The sequence below is a fragment of the Actinophytocola sp. genome (genome assembly GCF_036555685.1).
Taxonomy (GTDB): Bacteria; Actinomycetota; Actinomycetes; order Mycobacteriales; family Pseudonocardiaceae; genus Actinophytocola.
The window spans coordinates 1-15,693 of record NZ_DATBKY010000049.1 but is presented as its reverse complement, the minus strand read 5'-3'; the positions used below and the strand labels follow the sequence as shown (position 1 = coordinate 15,693).

Genomic DNA, 15,693 nt, shown 5'->3' with positions numbered 1-15,693 from the left:
GGTCACCGAGCAGCGCACCAGCGAGGACTATCTGCCGCTCGGCGACATCATGGAGGGCGCCCTCGACGAGATCGAGGCGATCGACTCCCGCGGTGACGCGATGGTCGGCGTTCCGACCGGGTTCACCGACCTGGACGAGCTGACCAACGGCCTGCACCCCGGCCAGATGATCATCGTGGCCGCGCGCCCCGGTATCGGGAAGTCGACGCTGGGGCTCGACTTCGCGCGGTCGTGCTCGGTGCGGCACGGGATGACCAGCGTGATCTTCTCGCTGGAGATGAGTCGCACCGAGATCGTGATGCGCATGCTGTCCGCGGAGGCCAAGATCCGCCTCGCGGACATGCGTGGTGGTCGCATGACCGATGACGACTGGACGCGGCTCGCGCGGCGGATGAGCGAGGTCAGCGAGGCGCCGCTGTTCGTGGACGACTCGCCGAACATGACGATGATGGAGATCCGCGCGAAGGCCCGGCGGCTAAAGCAGCGCCACGACCTGAAGCTGATCGTCGTCGACTACATGCAGCTGATGACGTCCGGCAAGCGCGTCGAGTCGCGCCAGCAGGAGGTCTCGGAGTTCTCCCGGCAGCTGAAGCTGCTGGCCAAGGAGCTGGAGGTCCCGGTCGTGGCGATCAGCCAGCTGAACCGCGGCCCCGAGCAACGCACCGACAAGCGCCCCATGCTGGCCGACCTGCGTGAGTCGGGCTCCCTGGAGCAGGATGCGGACATGGTGGTCCTGATCCACCGCCCGGACGCCTGGGAACGAGACGATCCCCGAGCCGGCGAGGCCGACCTGATCCTGGCGAAGCACCGCGCGGGCCCGACGACCACGGTGACCGTGGCGCACCAGCTCCACTACTCCCGCTTCACGGACCTCGCCCAGGGTTGAGACCGCTCCACGAATCGCTCCGAGATCCGCCACGGCCTGGACCCAGATCGTTCTCGTTCACGCGCCGACGCCGGGGGCGCGATCGGCGGTTCCCCGGCTCGCCGCGTACAGGTCTCGCATCAGTGCGGCCTCGGCGCTGTGGTGGATCAGCTCGTCGAGGACGTGGAGGACGAACGAGCGGCGCGTGGCGTCGGCGTAGTGGCCGGCGCGGGGGCCGATCGGCTCGGCCAGCGACTCCTCGGTGGTGGCCGTCAGGATCGTCCGCCAGCAGTCGTGGGCCGCGGCCAGCTCGGTCAGCGCACCGGCGGCGGTGCCGGGTCGCCGGGTTGCTCGCGGGGCGGCGGTGCCGCGCGGCCGAGCCACGGACCGTTCCGTTCTTCCCGTAGCAGGTCCGCGATGTGGCACAGGCGCCACGCCAGCGTGGTGAACCGCCTCGAGTCGCCGGGCGGGGCGGGGCCGTCCGAGCGGTACGTGCCGTCGAGCCCGCGGCGGACGGTGCGGCAGCCGGGCACCGGCTCCCAGAGGTACTCCTCGTCGGTGAGGCCGGCCATGCGCTGCTCCAGGCGGTGCCAGGCCCAGTCGGACAGCTCGACGAGATCGTCGTGGCAGGTGTGCGCCATGGCGCGCAGTGTGCCGCACGCGAAAGGGCCCGGGAGCGCGTGGCTCCCGGGCCCTCGAGACCGCGATGCGATCAGGCGATCGGGTTCACGGTGAACAGGCTGGCCAGCGCCGCCCGGGTGGCGGACAGCGAGGCGTCGTCGACCGCGGACGTGGCGTCCAGGTGGGACAGTGCCGGCGCGCCCTGCAGGTCACGGGCCGGCAGGTTGTTCAGCGCCGGAGCGGCGACGACCGGCATCGCGTTGACGTCGCCGACCGACGGGACGTTCGGCACGATGTGCGTGACGTCCGCGTCGCCGACGGCGGGCAGCTGCGGTGACACGTCCGCGAGATCGCCGACGGCCGGCATGGCCGGCAGCACGGTGGTCACGTCGGACAGGTCCGCCGGCACGGCCGGAACCGCGGGCATGACCGGCGCCGCGGGAACGGCACGAACAGCCGGGACCGCAGGCGTGGCCGGAACCGCGGGCACCTCCAGCGGGATGGCGCCCAGCGGGGTGCCGTCCAGTGGCAGGTCACCGGCGGACGGGACGTCCGAACGCGAGTGTGCCGCCGGGTAGGGCAGCACGTGGTACCCGCTCGCCCCGGACACCGTGCCGGCGACCTGGCCTACCTGGTCCGGCCCCGGCACGCCGGAGGTCCCGCCGGCGAAACCGTCGAGCACACCGCTGAACTCGCCGGCGAACGGCGTGACGTTGTCGGTCGGCAACGCGCGCTGCGCCGGGCGCCCGAAGATCAGCGCGGGCACCTCGGTCGCCGGCATCCCGCTACCGCTGCGCGGCAGGTCCAGCTGGCCCGCGTCCTCGCCGACCGCCAGGTAGCTGACGTTGGCGGAGTCGGTGATCGCCTGCGCGAGCACCTCGACCGGCACGTCGTACACCGGCGCCCCGGCGCCGAGCGGCACCGTCGTGTCGATGCCGGACAGCGAGCCGGCCCCGCCCGTCGTGGTGGACGTGCCACCGGCGGCGTTGCTGGTCACGTTGTCCGCCGCGGCATCGGAGTAGCTCCCCACCGCGGCGACCGCGTCCCCGAACGGCTGGACAACCGCCCCCGCCGGCACGTCGACGATGTCGCCGGCGAGGAAGCCGTCCATGCCCGCGGTGTCGATGTCACCACCGGAGGTGGCGGTCGAGACGCTGTCGGCCTCGGCAGAGTTGCTGCCGCCGACCCCTGACGCCGCCGCCGCGAAGCTCTGGACGTTCCCGAGCGCTTGCGGACTGACCACGTTGCCGCTACCCAGGCCGGCAGAGCCGTCGGTCCCGACGTCACCGCCAGCCGTGGCGGTCGTCGCCGAGCACGCGTCGGCCTCGTTCATGCCGATCGCCGCGGCCGACTCGCCGTACGCCTGGGCCATCCCGCCCAGCGGCCCCGACGCGACGTTGCCGGACAGCAGGCCGTTCTGGCCGTCGGTGAAGGCGTCGCCGCCCGCGGTCACCGAGGTGTCGCTGGCGGCGGTCTGGTCGCCACTCGCGAGCACGCTCGCGCCGTTGCCGAACAGCTGCGCGGGCAGCGCGACAGGGGCCTGGCCGATGTTGCCGGAGCCGAGGCCCGCGGTGCCGGTGGCCTCCGCGTCGCCGCCCGAGACGACCTCGGTGTCGGTCATGGCCGCGGCGTCGGTGAACGCCAGCGCGCCGCCGCCGTTGCCGAACGCCTGCACGGCGCCCGCGACCGGAGCGGTGAGGTTGTTCGAGGCCAGCACGCCGTTGTCGTCGTCGGTGTTGCCGCCGCCGTCGGTGGCCGTGGTCTTGACCTCCGAGGCGGTGGCCGTGGCGCTGCCGGCCGCACCGGCCACGTTGCCGAAGCCCTCGACCGGCGTGACGACCGGGACCGTGGTCATGTTGCCACCGCCGACCGAGTTGTCACCGGTCGTGCCGACGTGGCCGCTGCTGTCGAGGTCGACGGTCTGGGTCGCGGCGCTCGCCGCAGAACCCGCACCTGCCGCGGCGTTGCCGAAGACGTCGACCGGACCGCTCGGCGCGACGCTGGCGACCGTGCCGGACGCCATGCTGTCGTGCCCGCGGGTGTAGGAGTCGCCGCCGGCGGTCGGGTTGACCGTGTTGTCGGCGACCGCGTCCGCGCTGCCGGCGCCGGCTCCCGCGTTGCCGAAGACCTCGGCTGGGATCGCCACCGGGGCGGTCGCGGCGGCACCCGAGAGCACCGAGCCCTCGCCCGTGCTGCGGGTGGTGCCACCGGCGGTCGTCGCGGTGTCGGAGACGCAGCCGGCCGAGGACGTGCCGGCGCCCGCGCCCGCGTTGCCACAGGCGAGGGCCGGGCCGCTGACGGCCGGGCTGACGATGTTGCCCGCCGCGACCGCCGGGTCGCCGTTGGTCTCGAGGTAGGTCGGCACGCCGTACATGCCATCGCGCAGGCCGCCGGCCGTCGCGGTGGCGGTCGTGGCCACGGACGCGTCGGCGGTGCCCGCACCCGCGAGCGCGTTGCCGTTGGCCTCGACGGGGGTGGCGATCGGCGGCGCGCCGATGTTGCCGCTGCCGAGGCTGTCCGCGCCGGAGGTCAGCACGGTGCCGCCGGAGGTGGCGGTGGTGTCGGCGGTCGCGTCGGCCTGCGAGTCGCCGGCCACGGCGATCGCGTTGCCGTTGCCCTGCACCGGCGTGGCCCAGTGGCCCGCGAGCACGTTGCCGGACAGCACGCCGTCGCTGCCGTCACTGGTGACGTCGCTCGTCGCGGCGGTGTCCTGCGAGGCGATGCTCGTGGTCTCGGCGGCGCCGAGGCCGGAGATCGCGTTGCCGGTGATCTGCACGGGGAGCGCCCAGTCCAGGTCGACCACGTTGCCGGCGAGGAACCCGCCGGAGCCGTCGGTCACGACGGACTCGTTGTCGCCGTAGGACTGGCTGGACTCGTTCTCGGTGGAGGCGGCGCCGAGCAGCGCGACCGCGTTGCCGGAGACGTCGACCGGCACGACCAGGTCGCCGTCGACCCGGTTGCCCTCGAACGCGCCGTCGACCTGCGGGACCGACATCGTCGGCAGCGGCGGCAGTGGGGGCACACCCGCCTTCGCGGTGGTCGCGTTGACCTTGTCGGCGGCGGGCTCGACCTGCGCGTCGACCCGGTGCAGGACCGGGTCGACCTTGCCGGACACGTCGGCGACGGCCGGCGACGCGGTGTCCGCCACCTTGTCCGTCACCTTGGCGCTGACCGGGGCGACGACCGGTGCCGCCTTGTCCGCAAGCGGCACGGCGTGCGTCAGGTCGTCGACGCCGACCCGAAGCTCCTTGTCGAGGCTCGGAAGGTCCTTCTGACCCAGCGGCGTGCCGAGTGCGTTGTTGTCGAAGTGGACGGGAACGCGCACTGACCCGTCGAGCGGCGATGCCGGCCGGTCCGGGTTGACGTTCTCGTCGGCAGAAGCGATGCCGGTGCCCAGCATCAGCAAACCACCGGTGACAAGCGCGGTCTGGAGACCTCGCTTCGCCCAGGTTTGCATCGTGTGATGCTCCTTTCGTATTCCTCTGGGGGTTTGGCGGGTGGCCGGGCGCGTCGGCGTGGGGACGCGCCGGGGCAATCGACCACCCGGGTCGGAGGGCGGGGATCCTGCGCGGATGGCGCGGCACCGGCCGGTAGGCGGAGACAGCGGCGGTGCATGCCGGCTCGGCGAGCAGTCGGGGCTCGGGCCGGTCGCGCCGTCCTGGTCAGTCGGGGCTGACGCCGGGCTGGGCGCCGACGCGCTCGGAGAGCGTCACCACGGTCGTGGGCACCGTCGGCTCGTGCACGAGCACGGGCGCGCGATCCCGCCACGGCGACGCCGCGAACAGCGACGAGTCGGCCGGGTTGCCCGCGGAGCCGTTCTGTTCGGCCGCAGGGGCCGGCGCGGCGGGTGCGAGTGGCGCCGGGACGGACGGCATGCCCGGCGCTGGAGAGCCACGCCGGGGCATGCCGTCCGAGTAGGCGCGGCCGGTCGCGGTGCGCTCGGCCGTCCGGTCCGGGTCGATGCCCGGGGCTGCCACCTTTCCGGTGGCGTGGGGTGCGACGGCTGGCGCACGAGGCGGGGTTTCGGACCGGCCGGCCTCGGCACCGGCGGACGGGATTTCGCTACGGCCGAGCTCCGCGAGCCCGCACAGCGGGTCGGCGCACTCGGAGAGCTGCTCCTCGGCGAGCTCACGGAGCCCGCCGGCGGCGTCCTCGACGCGGTCGCCGAGTTCCTCGACGGCCTTCGCCGGAGCCGCGTCGGACAGCTCGCCGGCGGTCTTGTCGAGCGCGCCGTGCATCGCCGGGTCCAGCGCGCCGGCCATCGGCGAGACGGCCGGCGAGACGACGGTGCTGACGACCGGGACCTCGGGCGAGGGCGTCGCGCCCGTGTCGGCGGCGGCGCCCGCCGTGGAGAGGCACCAAGCGATGGCGGTGCCGGCGGCAGCGCCGCCGATGACGGTCAGCGTGCGCAGGACGACGCGCCGCGCGAGGGCGGCCGTGTCCCGGGCAGTGCTGATCGCTTGTTCCACCGATGTCCTCGCCTGTTCGAAAGAGATCCACGCCGGCGGAACTCCGTGAACGCTGTGCGCTCGTTCGGTCACGTTCGGTTCCGGCGGGCCGTGCAGCAGAGAGGTTTGCACTGCCACCCGCTGCTTCGCACGCTCGGCGCGGGGTAAACCCCTGATCGTGTGATGAACACAAAGTGTGTCCACAAGTCACGAAACGTAGTCAGCACAGGAGGATCGCCGTGTGCGGGAGAATCTGTCCACAGCCCGACTTTGTGCTCTCCGGCTGTCTGATCGGCTGCCGGATGTCCGACTCGCTCGATAAGTTTCGAAGGTGACCACAACACGTCGCGAGCGCAAGTCCTCGCGCAAGCCACCCTCGGACGTCACGCCGCTCGTGCCGACCGGGCTCCGCGTGAGCGGCGCGCTGGCCTGGCGGTTCATCGTCGTGATCGCCGCGCTGTACGTGATCGTGTACCTGGCCGGCTACTTCGCGCCCGTGCTCATCCCGATCGCGATCGCCTTGCTCCTCTCGGCTTTGATGGCGCCGGGCGTCGACCGGCTGTCGAAGCTCGGCGTGCCACGCGGCCTCGCATCGCTGCTGGTGATGATCGCCGGCCTCGCGCTGGTCGGCGGGCTGATCACGTTCGTGATCATCACGTTCACGAACGGTCTTCCGCAGTTGCAGCAACAGGTTTCGGACTCTCTCGACCAGATCCGCGACTGGCTCACCACGGGCCCGCTGCACATGCGCGACCAGCAGATCAGCAACTTCATCAACAACGCGGTCAAGGCCATCCAGGAGAACCAGTCGGCGATCACCGAGGGCGCGATCACCACGGCGACGACGATCGGCGAGATCCTCACCGGGCTGCTGCTGACGGTGTTCGTGCTGATCTTCTTCCTCTACGACGGCCCGGGGATCTGGCGCTTCCTCGTGCGCGGCGTGCCCGCCCGCGTCCGCGACCGCGTCGACGTCGCCGGCCGCCGCGGGTTCGCCGCGCTGGTCAGCTACGTGCGGGCGACCGCCGCGGTGGCGCTGGTCGACGCGATCGGCATCGGCATCGGGCTGGCGATCGTCGGCGTGCCGCTGGTGATCCCGCTGGCGGCCCTGGTGTTCCTCTCCGCCTTCGTACCGATCATCGGTGCGGTCGTGGCCGGCACGGTCGCCGTGCTGATCGCGTTGGTGGCCAAGGGGTTCATCGCCGCGCTGATCGTGCTCGGCATCGTGATCGCCGTGATGCAGCTGGAAGGCCACGTGCTGCAGCCCTGGCTGCTGGGTCGCGCGGTGCGCCTGCACCCGCTCGCGGTGGTGCTGGCGATCGCCGCCGGCCTGATCGCGGGCGGCATCGCGGGGGCGCTGCTCGCGGTTCCGCTCCTGGCCGTGCTCAACGCGGGCATCAAGTCGTTGCTGCACGAGGGCGACACCGACCCGGGCGAGATCGACGTGCTGCACGAACAGGAAGCCGTGGCACCGGAGACCGCGGCCGCCGAGAAGGACGACACGAAGGCGGAGTGGGAGCGCTGAGGAAACGCTCCAGGCGCACCGGGTCCGGATGCCGGACGCGCAGGTGCCGTAGGTGCGGTTTCGAACGGATCGACGTGGACGGTTCCACCAGCTGAGTACACGGTGGATGGCATACCGTGGTGGCGTGCCTCCGGACAGCCCGATCGACCCGCGCGAGCTGCGGGTGTCCGACGCCGAGCGCGCGCACGTCGTCGACGTGCTGCAGAAGGCGATCGGCCGGGGGCTGCTGTCGCTCGACGAGTTCACCGAGCGGACCGACACCGCGCTCGCCGCGAAGACGCGGGGCGAGCTCAACGCGGTGGTCGTCGACCTGCCGGGTGTCACGCATGAGGACCCCAACTCGCCGGTGCGGGAGAAGGCGGTCGAGCTGCGCGCGAACATGTCGGCGATCAAGCGGGACGGACAGTGGACAGTGCCGCGCGAACTGATCATCCGCAACCGGATGGGCTCGACGGACCTGGACTTCAGCGAGGCACGGATCGCGTACGACGAGGTACGCATCATGCTCAATGTCAGCGGTGGCACCGTGAAGCTGCTGCTGCCCGAGCGCTCGTCGGTGGACACCGCCCAGGTGCGGGTCACCGCCGGCAGCATCAAGGACAAGGTCGGCCCGGGCGGCGGGCAGCCGCGGTTCGTGGTGGCGGGCACGCTCACCGCGGGCTCGCTACAGCTGCGCCGGGCGAGCTACGTGCGGATCGGCAGCCTATTGTTCCGGTCGCCGTGGAAGATCAGCCGGGCCGGCGACTGACGCCGGCCGGGCAGGAGACGTGCGGAGGAATGCGTGAAGGCTCTGGTCAAAGGCGTCCAGGGGCCTGGTTTACAGCTCGCCGACGTACCCGAGCCGGAACCGGGACCGAACGACGTCAAGCTGCGGGTGTTGCGAACCGGCATCTGCGGTACGGACCTGCACATCGACTCGTGGGACGAGTGGGCGGCGGCGACGATCTCGCCACCCCTGGTCCTCGGCCACGAGTTCGTCGGCGAGGTCGTCGAGATCGGCGCCGCGGTCACCAAGGTCAAGGTCGGTGATCTGGTCAGCGGCGAGGGTCACCTGGTCTGCGGCACGTGCCGCAACTGCAAGGCGGGCCGGCGGCACCTGTGTGCCAACACGATCGGCCTCGGCGTGCAGACGGCCGGCGCGTTCGCGGAGTACGCCGTGCTGCCCGAGCAGAACGCGTGGGTGCACACGCATCACGTCGACGTCGACGTGGCGGCGATCTTCGACCCGTTCGGCAACGCCGTCCACACGGCACTGTCCTTTCCGGTGCTGGGCGAGGACGTGCTGATCACCGGCGCCGGGCCGATCGGCCTGATGGCGGCGGCGGTGGCGAAACACGCGGGCGCGCGGCACGTGGTGATCACCGACGTGAGCGAGTCGCGGCTGGACCTGGCGCGCAAGATCGGTGTGGACGTGGCGCTCGACGTGAGCACGCAGTCGATCGGCGAGGTCTACTCCGAACTCGACATGTCCGAGGGCTTCGACGTCGGCATGGAGATGTCCGGCCAGCCCGCCGCTTTGCGCGAGATGATCGCGAACATGACCCACGGCGGGCGGATCGCGATGCTCGGCCTGCCGGCGACGGAGATCGCGGTCGACTGGAGCCGGGTGGTCCTCAAGATGCTGACCATCAAGGGGATCTACGGCCGGGAGATGTTCGAGACCTGGTACGCGATGTCGGTGCTGCTGCAGGCGGGCCTGGACATCTCGCCGGTGATCACCCACAAGTTCGCCTACACCGAGTACGACAAGGCGTTCGCCACCGCGCGCGAAGGCAGGTGCGGCAAGGTGATTCTCGATTGGACTCATGCGGACGGAGGAGCCCACTGATGTACGGCGCGATGCGGCAGGGTCTGGCCGACGAGCTGGCGGAGATCCGCAAGGCGGGCCTGTTCAAGGCGGAGCGGGTGATCAGCACACCGCAGAACGCGGCCGTGCGGGTGGGCACCGAGCCGGAGGTGCTGAACTTCTGCGCCAACAACTATCTCGGGCTCGCCGACCATCCCGCCCTCGTCGAGGCGGCGAAGGAGGCGCTGGACCGGTGGGGCTTCGGGATGGCGTCGGTGCGGTTCATCTGCGGCACGCAGGAGCCGCACAAGGAGCTCGAGAGCAAGCTGTCGTCGTTCCTCGGTACGGAGGACACGATCCTGTACAGCTCGTGCTTCGACGCGAACGCGGGTCTGTTCGAGACGCTGCTGGGACCCGAGGACGCCGTGATCTCCGACGAGCTCAACCACGCGTCGGTGATCGACGGCATCCGGCTGTGCAAGGCGAAGCGGCTGCGCTACAAGAACCGGGACATGGCCGACCTGGAGCGGCAGCTGAAGGAGGCGGCGGACGCCCGCTACCGGCTGATCGCGACGGACGGCGTGTTCTCGATGGACGGTTACCTCGCACCGCTGGACGAGGTCTGCGCCCTGGCCGACGCACACGACGCACTGGTGATGGTCGACGACTCGCACGCGGTGGGTTTCGTGGGCCCGACCGGGCGCGGGACACCGGAGCTGTTCGGCGTTACGGACCGGGTGGACGTCGTGACCGGCACGCTGGGCAAGGCCCTGGGTGGGGCGAGCGGCGGCTACACCTCGGGCCGGGCCGAGATCGTCGCGATGCTGCGCCAGCGGTCGCGGCCGTACCTGTTCTCGAACTCGGTGGCCCCGTCCATCGTGGGCGCCGCGCTGGCCGCGCTGGACCTGCTGTCCTCGTCGGGCGAGCTGCTCGAGCGGCTGCGGGCGAACACGGCGCTGTTCCGGTCGCGGATGACCGAGGCGGGCTTCGACCTGCTCCCCGGCGAGCACCCGATCATCCCGGTGATGATCGGCGACGCGGCGCTGGCCGGCCGGATGGCGGACTTGTTGCTGGCGCAGGGCGTGTACGTGATCGGGTTCAGCTACCCGGTGGTGCCGCACGGCAAGGCCCGGATCCGCACGCAGATGTCGGCGGCGCACTCGACGGACGACGTCAACCGCGCGGTCGAGGCGTTCATCGCGGCGCGGGCGAAGTTGTAGCGCACGCCTCTCTTTGCCCCTGCACAGAGTTCGGAACTGACGGACGGTCAGCGCCCTCGGTGTCGGTGTTCCGTACCGACACTTTGGGAGCTGAGTACATGTCCGCACCGACCACCACACCACCCGCGGTCCGTAACGCGACGCTCGCTGTGTGGGCGATCCTCGCGCTCGTGGTGCTGCGCGTGATCCTCACGATCGCGATGTCCGATGCCCTGCTGGACGCGTGGATCGATTCGAGCGAGGGCAGGCAGGCGCTGCCCCGGGAGCTGGCCGCGGAGACCGCGCCGGCCTACACGGGCGTCGCGATCGTCGTTCTGGTCATCTGCGTGGTCCTCGCGCTGGCGGCGGCGAACCTGTCGAAGGGTGCCCGCTGGGCTCGCGTCCTGGTGTACGTCTTCGCGTCGCTGAACATCGTCGGCATCGTCCTGTCGTTCCTCGCGCCGAGCCTGATCGTGCTGATGGTGATCAACGCGCTGGTGCTGCTGCTGTCGGTGGGCGCCATCGTGCTGCTGTCGACGGGTGAGTCGAACCGCTTCTTCGCGCGCTGAGCCATATACGTCAGTTGACCGATGTCTCGGACTGGTCACGAGACGAAGCTTTCCCAGGTCCGAAACGGGCGAAGCAGAGGCCGGAACCCACGTCGGCACGCTGCGGAGTCGTTCGGACACGGCAGAGTGGCTTTCGTGCGCAAGTGCTAACGATTAGTTAGCGCATGCGACCCGTAATGCCACAATGTTCGTCATCTCTGACAGGTGGCGCGTCCGTTCGACCGGAAGCGTCACAGTCAGGGGCCCAACGCCGGCGGAGCATGCCAGCGTCGGGGTCCGGTCTGTCCCAGCAGGCACTGGCCGGACTTCGCGCCGCCGGTACCGGTCGCGTAGCCCCCCGAGCGATCGGTGCCGGCGGCGCGTGTCCGTCGGCCGCAGCCGTGGCCCGGGTACTCCCGATCGGAGTGCCTGGCCGCTTGGCGCGCGCCGGCTGATCCGCGGCTTGGGCAGCCCTTCACCGGTTGTGGCGAGCGCGCCGTTCATGGAACCAACGGCGGGCCGCCGACCCTTTTGCGGTGCGGCATGCCCGCCGTCGCTGACCAGACACAGTGATGCGAGGGTCTGAGTTGTCGACGGTGCGTAGAAGGGCGAGTGATCTTCTCGTTGCGGTGGCGTTGTTGCATGGAGCTGATCACCTGGCTGGCGGCTACGTCCAGCACGACGCGCGGGTTGGTGGGGTCGTGGCCGCCGTCGTCAGTGGTACTCCGTCCCGACGGCCCGGACAGCGGCGGCAGAACCTGCGCAACGTGCGGATCGGAGCCACCGCTCGCCGGGTGCCGGCCCGGGGCTACCGAACCGCGTTCGCAGGCCGGCCGGGAGCCTCGATGAGCTCCGGAGGCACGGACCCGTTGACCACGGCGGCGATCCGCTCATCGGCCATCGCGGCGGCGTTCTCGTCACCGTGGTTCCGCCGGCGCGGCGGCGCCTAAGCTGCGCCGTATGTGGGCCTGCCCGCGATGTGCGCGCACCTTCGCCAACCGCAACCAGACCCACACCTGCGCCCCGCTCGGCGACCTCGACACCCACTTCGCCGGCGTCGAACCCAACGTGCGCGCCACGTTCGACCGCGTCCTGGATGTCGTCGCCGAACTCGGCCCGGTCATGGTGCTGCCCGAGAAGACCCGCATCGCCCTGCACGTCCGGATGAGCTTCGCGGCGTTCATGCCACGCAAACGCTGGCTGAACGGCCACCTGGTCCTGGCCCGGCGGGCCGAGAGCGAACGCTTCCGGCACGTCGAGGAGTTCTCCCCGCGCAACGTCCTGCACGCCTTCCGCCTGACGACTCCCGACGAGGTGGACGAGGAGTTCGCCACCTGGCTGGCGGAGTCCTACCGAGTAGGCCGCCAGGACCACCTACGCACCTGACCGCAGCCGAACTACCCCCGCGCGCACGCGCGTGCAGAACGCAAGAAACGTAGCCCCCACCCTCTCCGGGGGCACCCCTCGTGACCGTCAGTCTACCGGGGAGGGCTGACAAAAGGGCTGGTCAGCCGCGTGCTGTGGACAACCTGGTCGGTTGTGGACAGCCTCGCTTAAAGGACCACGTTCACCAGGCGGCCCGGAACCACGATGACCTTGCGGGGCTCGTTGCCGTCGACCAGGGCCGCGATGCGTTCCTCCGCCAGGGCGGCGGCCTTCACCTCGTCCTGGTCCGCCGAGGCCGGCACCGTGACGCGGGAGCGCACCTTGCCGTTCACCTGGATCGGGTACTCGACCGTGTCCTCGACCAGGTAGCGCTCCTCCGCCCGCGGGAACGGGCCGTGGCCCAGCGACGAGTCGTGACCCAGGCGCGACCACAGCTCCTCCGCGATGTGCGGGCACAGCGGCGCCAGCATCAGCACCATCGGCTCCACGACCGCGCGCGGCACCGGCCTGTTCGCGTACGCCTTCGTCACGTGGTTGTTCAGCTCGATCAGCTTGGCGCCGGCCGTGTTGAACCGCATGTTCGCGTAGTCCGCATGCACGCCGTCGATCGCCTTGTGCATCGCACGCAGTGTCGCCTCATCTGGCTCGTCGTCGCCGACGCGCAGCTCGCCGGTCTCCTCGTCGACCACGTTGCGCCACAGCCGCTGCAGGAACCGCTGCGCACCGACCACGTCCTTGGTCGCCCACGGGCGCGACACGTCCATCGGGCCCATCGACATCTCGTAGAACCGGAACGTGTCCGCGCCGTACCGCTCGCACATCTCGTCCGGCGTGACGACGTTCTTCAGGCTCTTGCCCATCTTGCCGTACTCCTGGCGGACCTCCTGCCCGTTCCAGGAGAACTTGCCGTCTACTTCGGACACCTCCTCGGCGGGCACGTAGACACCGCGCGAGTCGGTGTAGGCGTAGGCCTGGATGTAGCCCTGGTTGAACAGCCGACGGTACGGCTCCGGCGCGGAGACGTGCCCCAGGTCGTACAGCACCTTCTGCCAGAAGCGCGAGTACAGCAGGTGCAGCACGGCGTGCTCGATGCCGCCGATGTACAGGTCCACCCCGCCCGGATCGTCCGGGCCGTGTTCGGCAGGGCGCGGGCCCAGCCAGTACGCCTCGTTCTCCGGCTCGCAGAACCGCTCGGTGTCGGTCGGGTCCACGTAGCGCAGCTGGTACCAGCACGAGCCGGCCCACTGCGGCATCACGTTGGCGTCGCGGCGGTACCGCTTCCGGCCCTCGCCCAGGTCCAGCTCGACGTACAGCCAGTCGGTCGCGCGGGACAGCGGCGGCGACGGCTCGGTGTCCGCGTCGTCCGGGTCGAACGTGCGGGGGGAGTAGTCGTCGACGTCCGGCAGCTCGACCGGCAGCATGCTCTCCGGCAGCGGGATCGGGTTGTCGTCCTCGTCGTAGACGATGGGGAACGGCTCGCCCCAGTAGCGCTGCCGCGCGAACAGCCAGTCGCGCAGCTTGTACTGCAGCCGGCCCTCACCGCGGCCGTGCTCCTCCAGCCACTCGATGATCGTCTTCTTCGCCTCGTCGACGTCCAGGCCGTCCAGGAAGCGCGAGTTGATGGCCGGGCCCTCGCCGGTGAACGCCTCGCCCGTGAAGCCCTCGCTCGGCTGGACCGTGCGGACGATCGGCAGGCCGAACGCGGTCGCGAAATCCCAGTCGCGCTGGTCCTGGCCGGGCACCGCCATGATCGCGCCGGTGCCGTAGCCCATCAGCACGTAGTCGGCGATGAACACGGGGATCTTGGCGTCGTTGACCGGATTCGTCGCGTACGTGCCCACGAACACGCCGGTCTTGTCCTTGTTCTCCTGGCGGTCCAGCTCGGACTTCTGCGCGGCGGCCCGGCGGTATGCGGCGACCGCCTCGGCCGGGGTTGTGGCGCCGCCGGTCCACCGCTCGTCCGTGCCCTCGGGCCACGCGCCGGTCGTGATCTCGTCGACCAGCGGGTGCTCCGGTGCCAGGACCATGTAGGTCGCGCCGAACACGGTGTCCGGGCGCGTGGTGAAGACCTCGATCGCCTCGCCGTCCGCGTCGCCGACGGGGAACCGGATGTGCGCACCCGCCGAGCGGCCGATCCAGTTGCGCTGCATGGTCTTGACCTTCTCCGGCCAGTCCAGCAGGTCCAGGTCGTCGATCAGGCGGTCGGCGTACGCGGTGATCCGCATCATCCACTGGCGCAGGTTCTTGCGGAACACCGGGAAGTTGCCGCGGTCTGTGCGGCCCTCGGCGGTGACCTCCTCGTTGGCCACGACGGTGCCCAGCCCCGGGCTCCAGTTGACCGGCGCCTCCGACTGGTAGACCAGGCGGTGCGAGTCGATGATCTTCCGCTGCTCGGCGCGGGTCAGCTCGCACCAGCCGCGACCGTCCGGAGTGGACCGCTTGTCCTGCGCGAACTCCGCCTCCAGGTCGGCGATCGGGCGGGCCTTGTCCGCCTTCTCGTCGTACCAGGCGTTGTAGATCTGCAGGAAGATCCACTGCGTCCAGCGGTAGTACGTCAGGTCGGTGGTGGCGATGCGGCGGCGCTCGTCGTGGCCCAGGCCCAGCCGGCGGATCTGACTCAGGTACCGCTGGATGTTGTCGTCGGTGGTCTTGCGCGGGTGCTGGCCGGTCTGCACCGCGTACTGCTCGGCCGGCAGGCCGAACGCGTCGAACCCCATGGTGTGCAGGACGTTCCGGCCGGTCATGCGGTGGTAGCGCGCGAACACGTCGGTGCCGATGAAGCCCAGCGGGTGCCCGACGTGCAGCCCGGCACCGGACGGGTACGGGAACATGTCCTGGACGAACAGCTTGTCCTTCGGGACGTCACCGGCCAGCGGGCCGACCGGGTTGGGCGCGTGGAAGGTGCCGTCCTCCTCCCAGAACTGCTGCCAGCGCGGCTCGATGGAGTTGGCCAGCGCAGCCGTGTAGCGGTGGGCCGGCACGGGATCCGCGGGTCCGCCGGACGTGGGGCTCATCGTGGGGTCCTTCCCTGGTCCTTGCTCCGAACAGAACAAAACCCCTCTGCCATAGGCATGAGGGGTCCGCCGCGCCAACCGTCGGTCAGCGCGGCCACCTAAGGAGCAGGCGTCCGGTGCTCATATCACCAGGATACCGCGCACGCCAACCCCATTCCCCCGAGGCGGCAGTTGAACCCGGAAACACTTGCGGACCACGAGTTTTCCGGCTACGCGCGCACGCACACCACGTAAGCATCCCCCACCCTCTCCGGGGGCACCCCTCGTGACGTCAGTTTATCGAAGGTCGCCGGTGGAGAGG

Annotated in this window: 12 protein-coding genes; 7 read left to right on the top strand and 5 right to left on the bottom strand. The window is 70.8% G+C overall.

The features are described from left to right. Positions 1–886 (top strand): replicative DNA helicase (dnaB, locus tag VH969_RS05625; protein ID WP_331971403.1); only part of this gene is annotated, 886 nt, incomplete at its 5' end. Positions 887–943: 57 nt separating this feature from the next. Here the strand turns inward: dnaB and VH969_RS05620 are convergent. From VH969_RS05620 to VH969_RS05605, 4 genes are all read right to left on the bottom strand, one after another. Further along, entirely contained in the window at positions 944–1,249 is a 306-nt protein-coding gene (locus VH969_RS05620) for a DinB family protein (RefSeq protein WP_331971400.1), read from the bottom strand. Next, positions 1,180–1,506, bottom strand: a complete 327-nt coding sequence (locus tag VH969_RS05615; protein WP_331971397.1) for a DinB family protein — start codon at positions 1,504–1,506, stop codon at positions 1,180–1,182. Before VH969_RS05615 ends, VH969_RS05620 begins: the two co-directional genes overlap by 70 nt. 71 nt (positions 1,507–1,577) lie before the next feature. Continuing rightward, complete coding sequence (locus VH969_RS05610; protein ID WP_331971394.1) at positions 1,578–4,943, bottom strand: chaplin family protein; 3,366 nt, start codon at positions 4,941–4,943, stop codon at positions 1,578–1,580. 205 nt (positions 4,944–5,148) lie between these two features. Next, positions 5,149–5,955 (bottom strand): hypothetical protein, encoded by an 807-nt coding sequence (locus tag VH969_RS05605; RefSeq protein WP_331971391.1) that lies wholly within the window; start codon positions 5,953–5,955, stop codon positions 5,149–5,151. Positions 5,956–6,265: 310 nt separating this feature from the next. Here VH969_RS05605 and VH969_RS05600 point away from each other — a divergent pair, with 310 nt between their 5' ends. The 6 genes from VH969_RS05600 (at position 6,266) to VH969_RS05575 (ending at position 12,378) form a co-directional block, all read left to right on the top strand. Beyond that, the gene (locus VH969_RS05600) at positions 6,266–7,459 is read left to right on the top strand and encodes an AI-2E family transporter (RefSeq protein ID WP_331971388.1); all 1,194 of its coding nucleotides are present in this window, start codon (positions 6,266–6,268) and stop codon (positions 7,457–7,459) included. Between the two features lie 124 nt (positions 7,460–7,583). Next, positions 7,584–8,207 (top strand): DUF1707 SHOCT-like domain-containing protein, encoded by a 624-nt coding sequence (locus VH969_RS05595; protein ID WP_331971385.1) that lies wholly within the window; start codon positions 7,584–7,586, stop codon positions 8,205–8,207. A gap of 33 nt (positions 8,208–8,240) precedes the next feature. Further along, positions 8,241–9,287: an L-threonine 3-dehydrogenase, zinc-binding type gene (gene tdh, locus VH969_RS05590; protein WP_331971383.1), complete on the top strand. Its 1,047-nt coding sequence runs from the start codon at positions 8,241–8,243 to the stop codon at positions 9,285–9,287. Then, complete coding sequence (gene kbl / locus VH969_RS05585; RefSeq protein ID WP_331971381.1) at positions 9,287–10,465, top strand: glycine C-acetyltransferase; 1,179 nt, start codon at positions 9,287–9,289, stop codon at positions 10,463–10,465. Before tdh ends, kbl begins: the two co-directional genes overlap by 1 nt. A 98-nt stretch (positions 10,466–10,563) precedes the next feature. Then, positions 10,564–11,013, top strand: a complete 450-nt coding sequence (locus tag VH969_RS05580; RefSeq protein ID WP_331971379.1) for a hypothetical protein — start codon at positions 10,564–10,566, stop codon at positions 11,011–11,013. A 939-nt stretch (positions 11,014–11,952) separates the two neighbouring features. Continuing rightward, positions 11,953–12,378 (top strand): DUF5655 domain-containing protein, encoded by a 426-nt coding sequence (locus VH969_RS05575; RefSeq protein WP_331971377.1) that lies wholly within the window; start codon positions 11,953–11,955, stop codon positions 12,376–12,378. Positions 12,379–12,545: 167 nt separating this feature from the next. Here VH969_RS05575 and leuS read toward each other — a convergent pair whose 3' ends face one another. After that, a complete protein-coding gene (leuS, locus tag VH969_RS05570) occupies positions 12,546–15,392 on the bottom strand; it encodes a leucine--tRNA ligase (RefSeq protein ID WP_331971375.1) in 2,847 nt (948 codons plus the stop codon). Between the last annotated feature and the right edge of the window lie 301 nt (positions 15,393–15,693).

What these genes read in the sequence shown, in the direction of transcription:
- VH969_RS05615 (WP_331971397.1), bottom strand. Translation starts at nt 1,506, where the DNA reads ATGGCGCACACCTGCCACGACGATCTCGTCGAGCTGTCCGACTGGGCC.
- VH969_RS05610 (WP_331971394.1), bottom strand. Translation starts at nt 4,943, where the DNA reads ATGCAAACCTGGGCGAAGCGAGGTCTCCAGACCGCGCTTGTCACCGGT.
- kbl (WP_331971381.1), top strand. Translation starts at nt 9,287, where the DNA reads ATGTACGGCGCGATGCGGCAGGGTCTGGCCGACGAGCTGGCGGAGATC.
- VH969_RS05580 (WP_331971379.1), top strand. Translation starts at nt 10,564, where the DNA reads ATGTCCGCACCGACCACCACACCACCCGCGGTCCGTAACGCGACGCTC.
- VH969_RS05575 (WP_331971377.1), top strand. Translation starts at nt 11,953, where the DNA reads ATGTGGGCCTGCCCGCGATGTGCGCGCACCTTCGCCAACCGCAACCAG.
- leuS (WP_331971375.1), bottom strand. Translation starts at nt 15,392, where the DNA reads ATGAGCCCCACGTCCGGCGGACCCGCGGATCCCGTGCCGGCCCACCGC.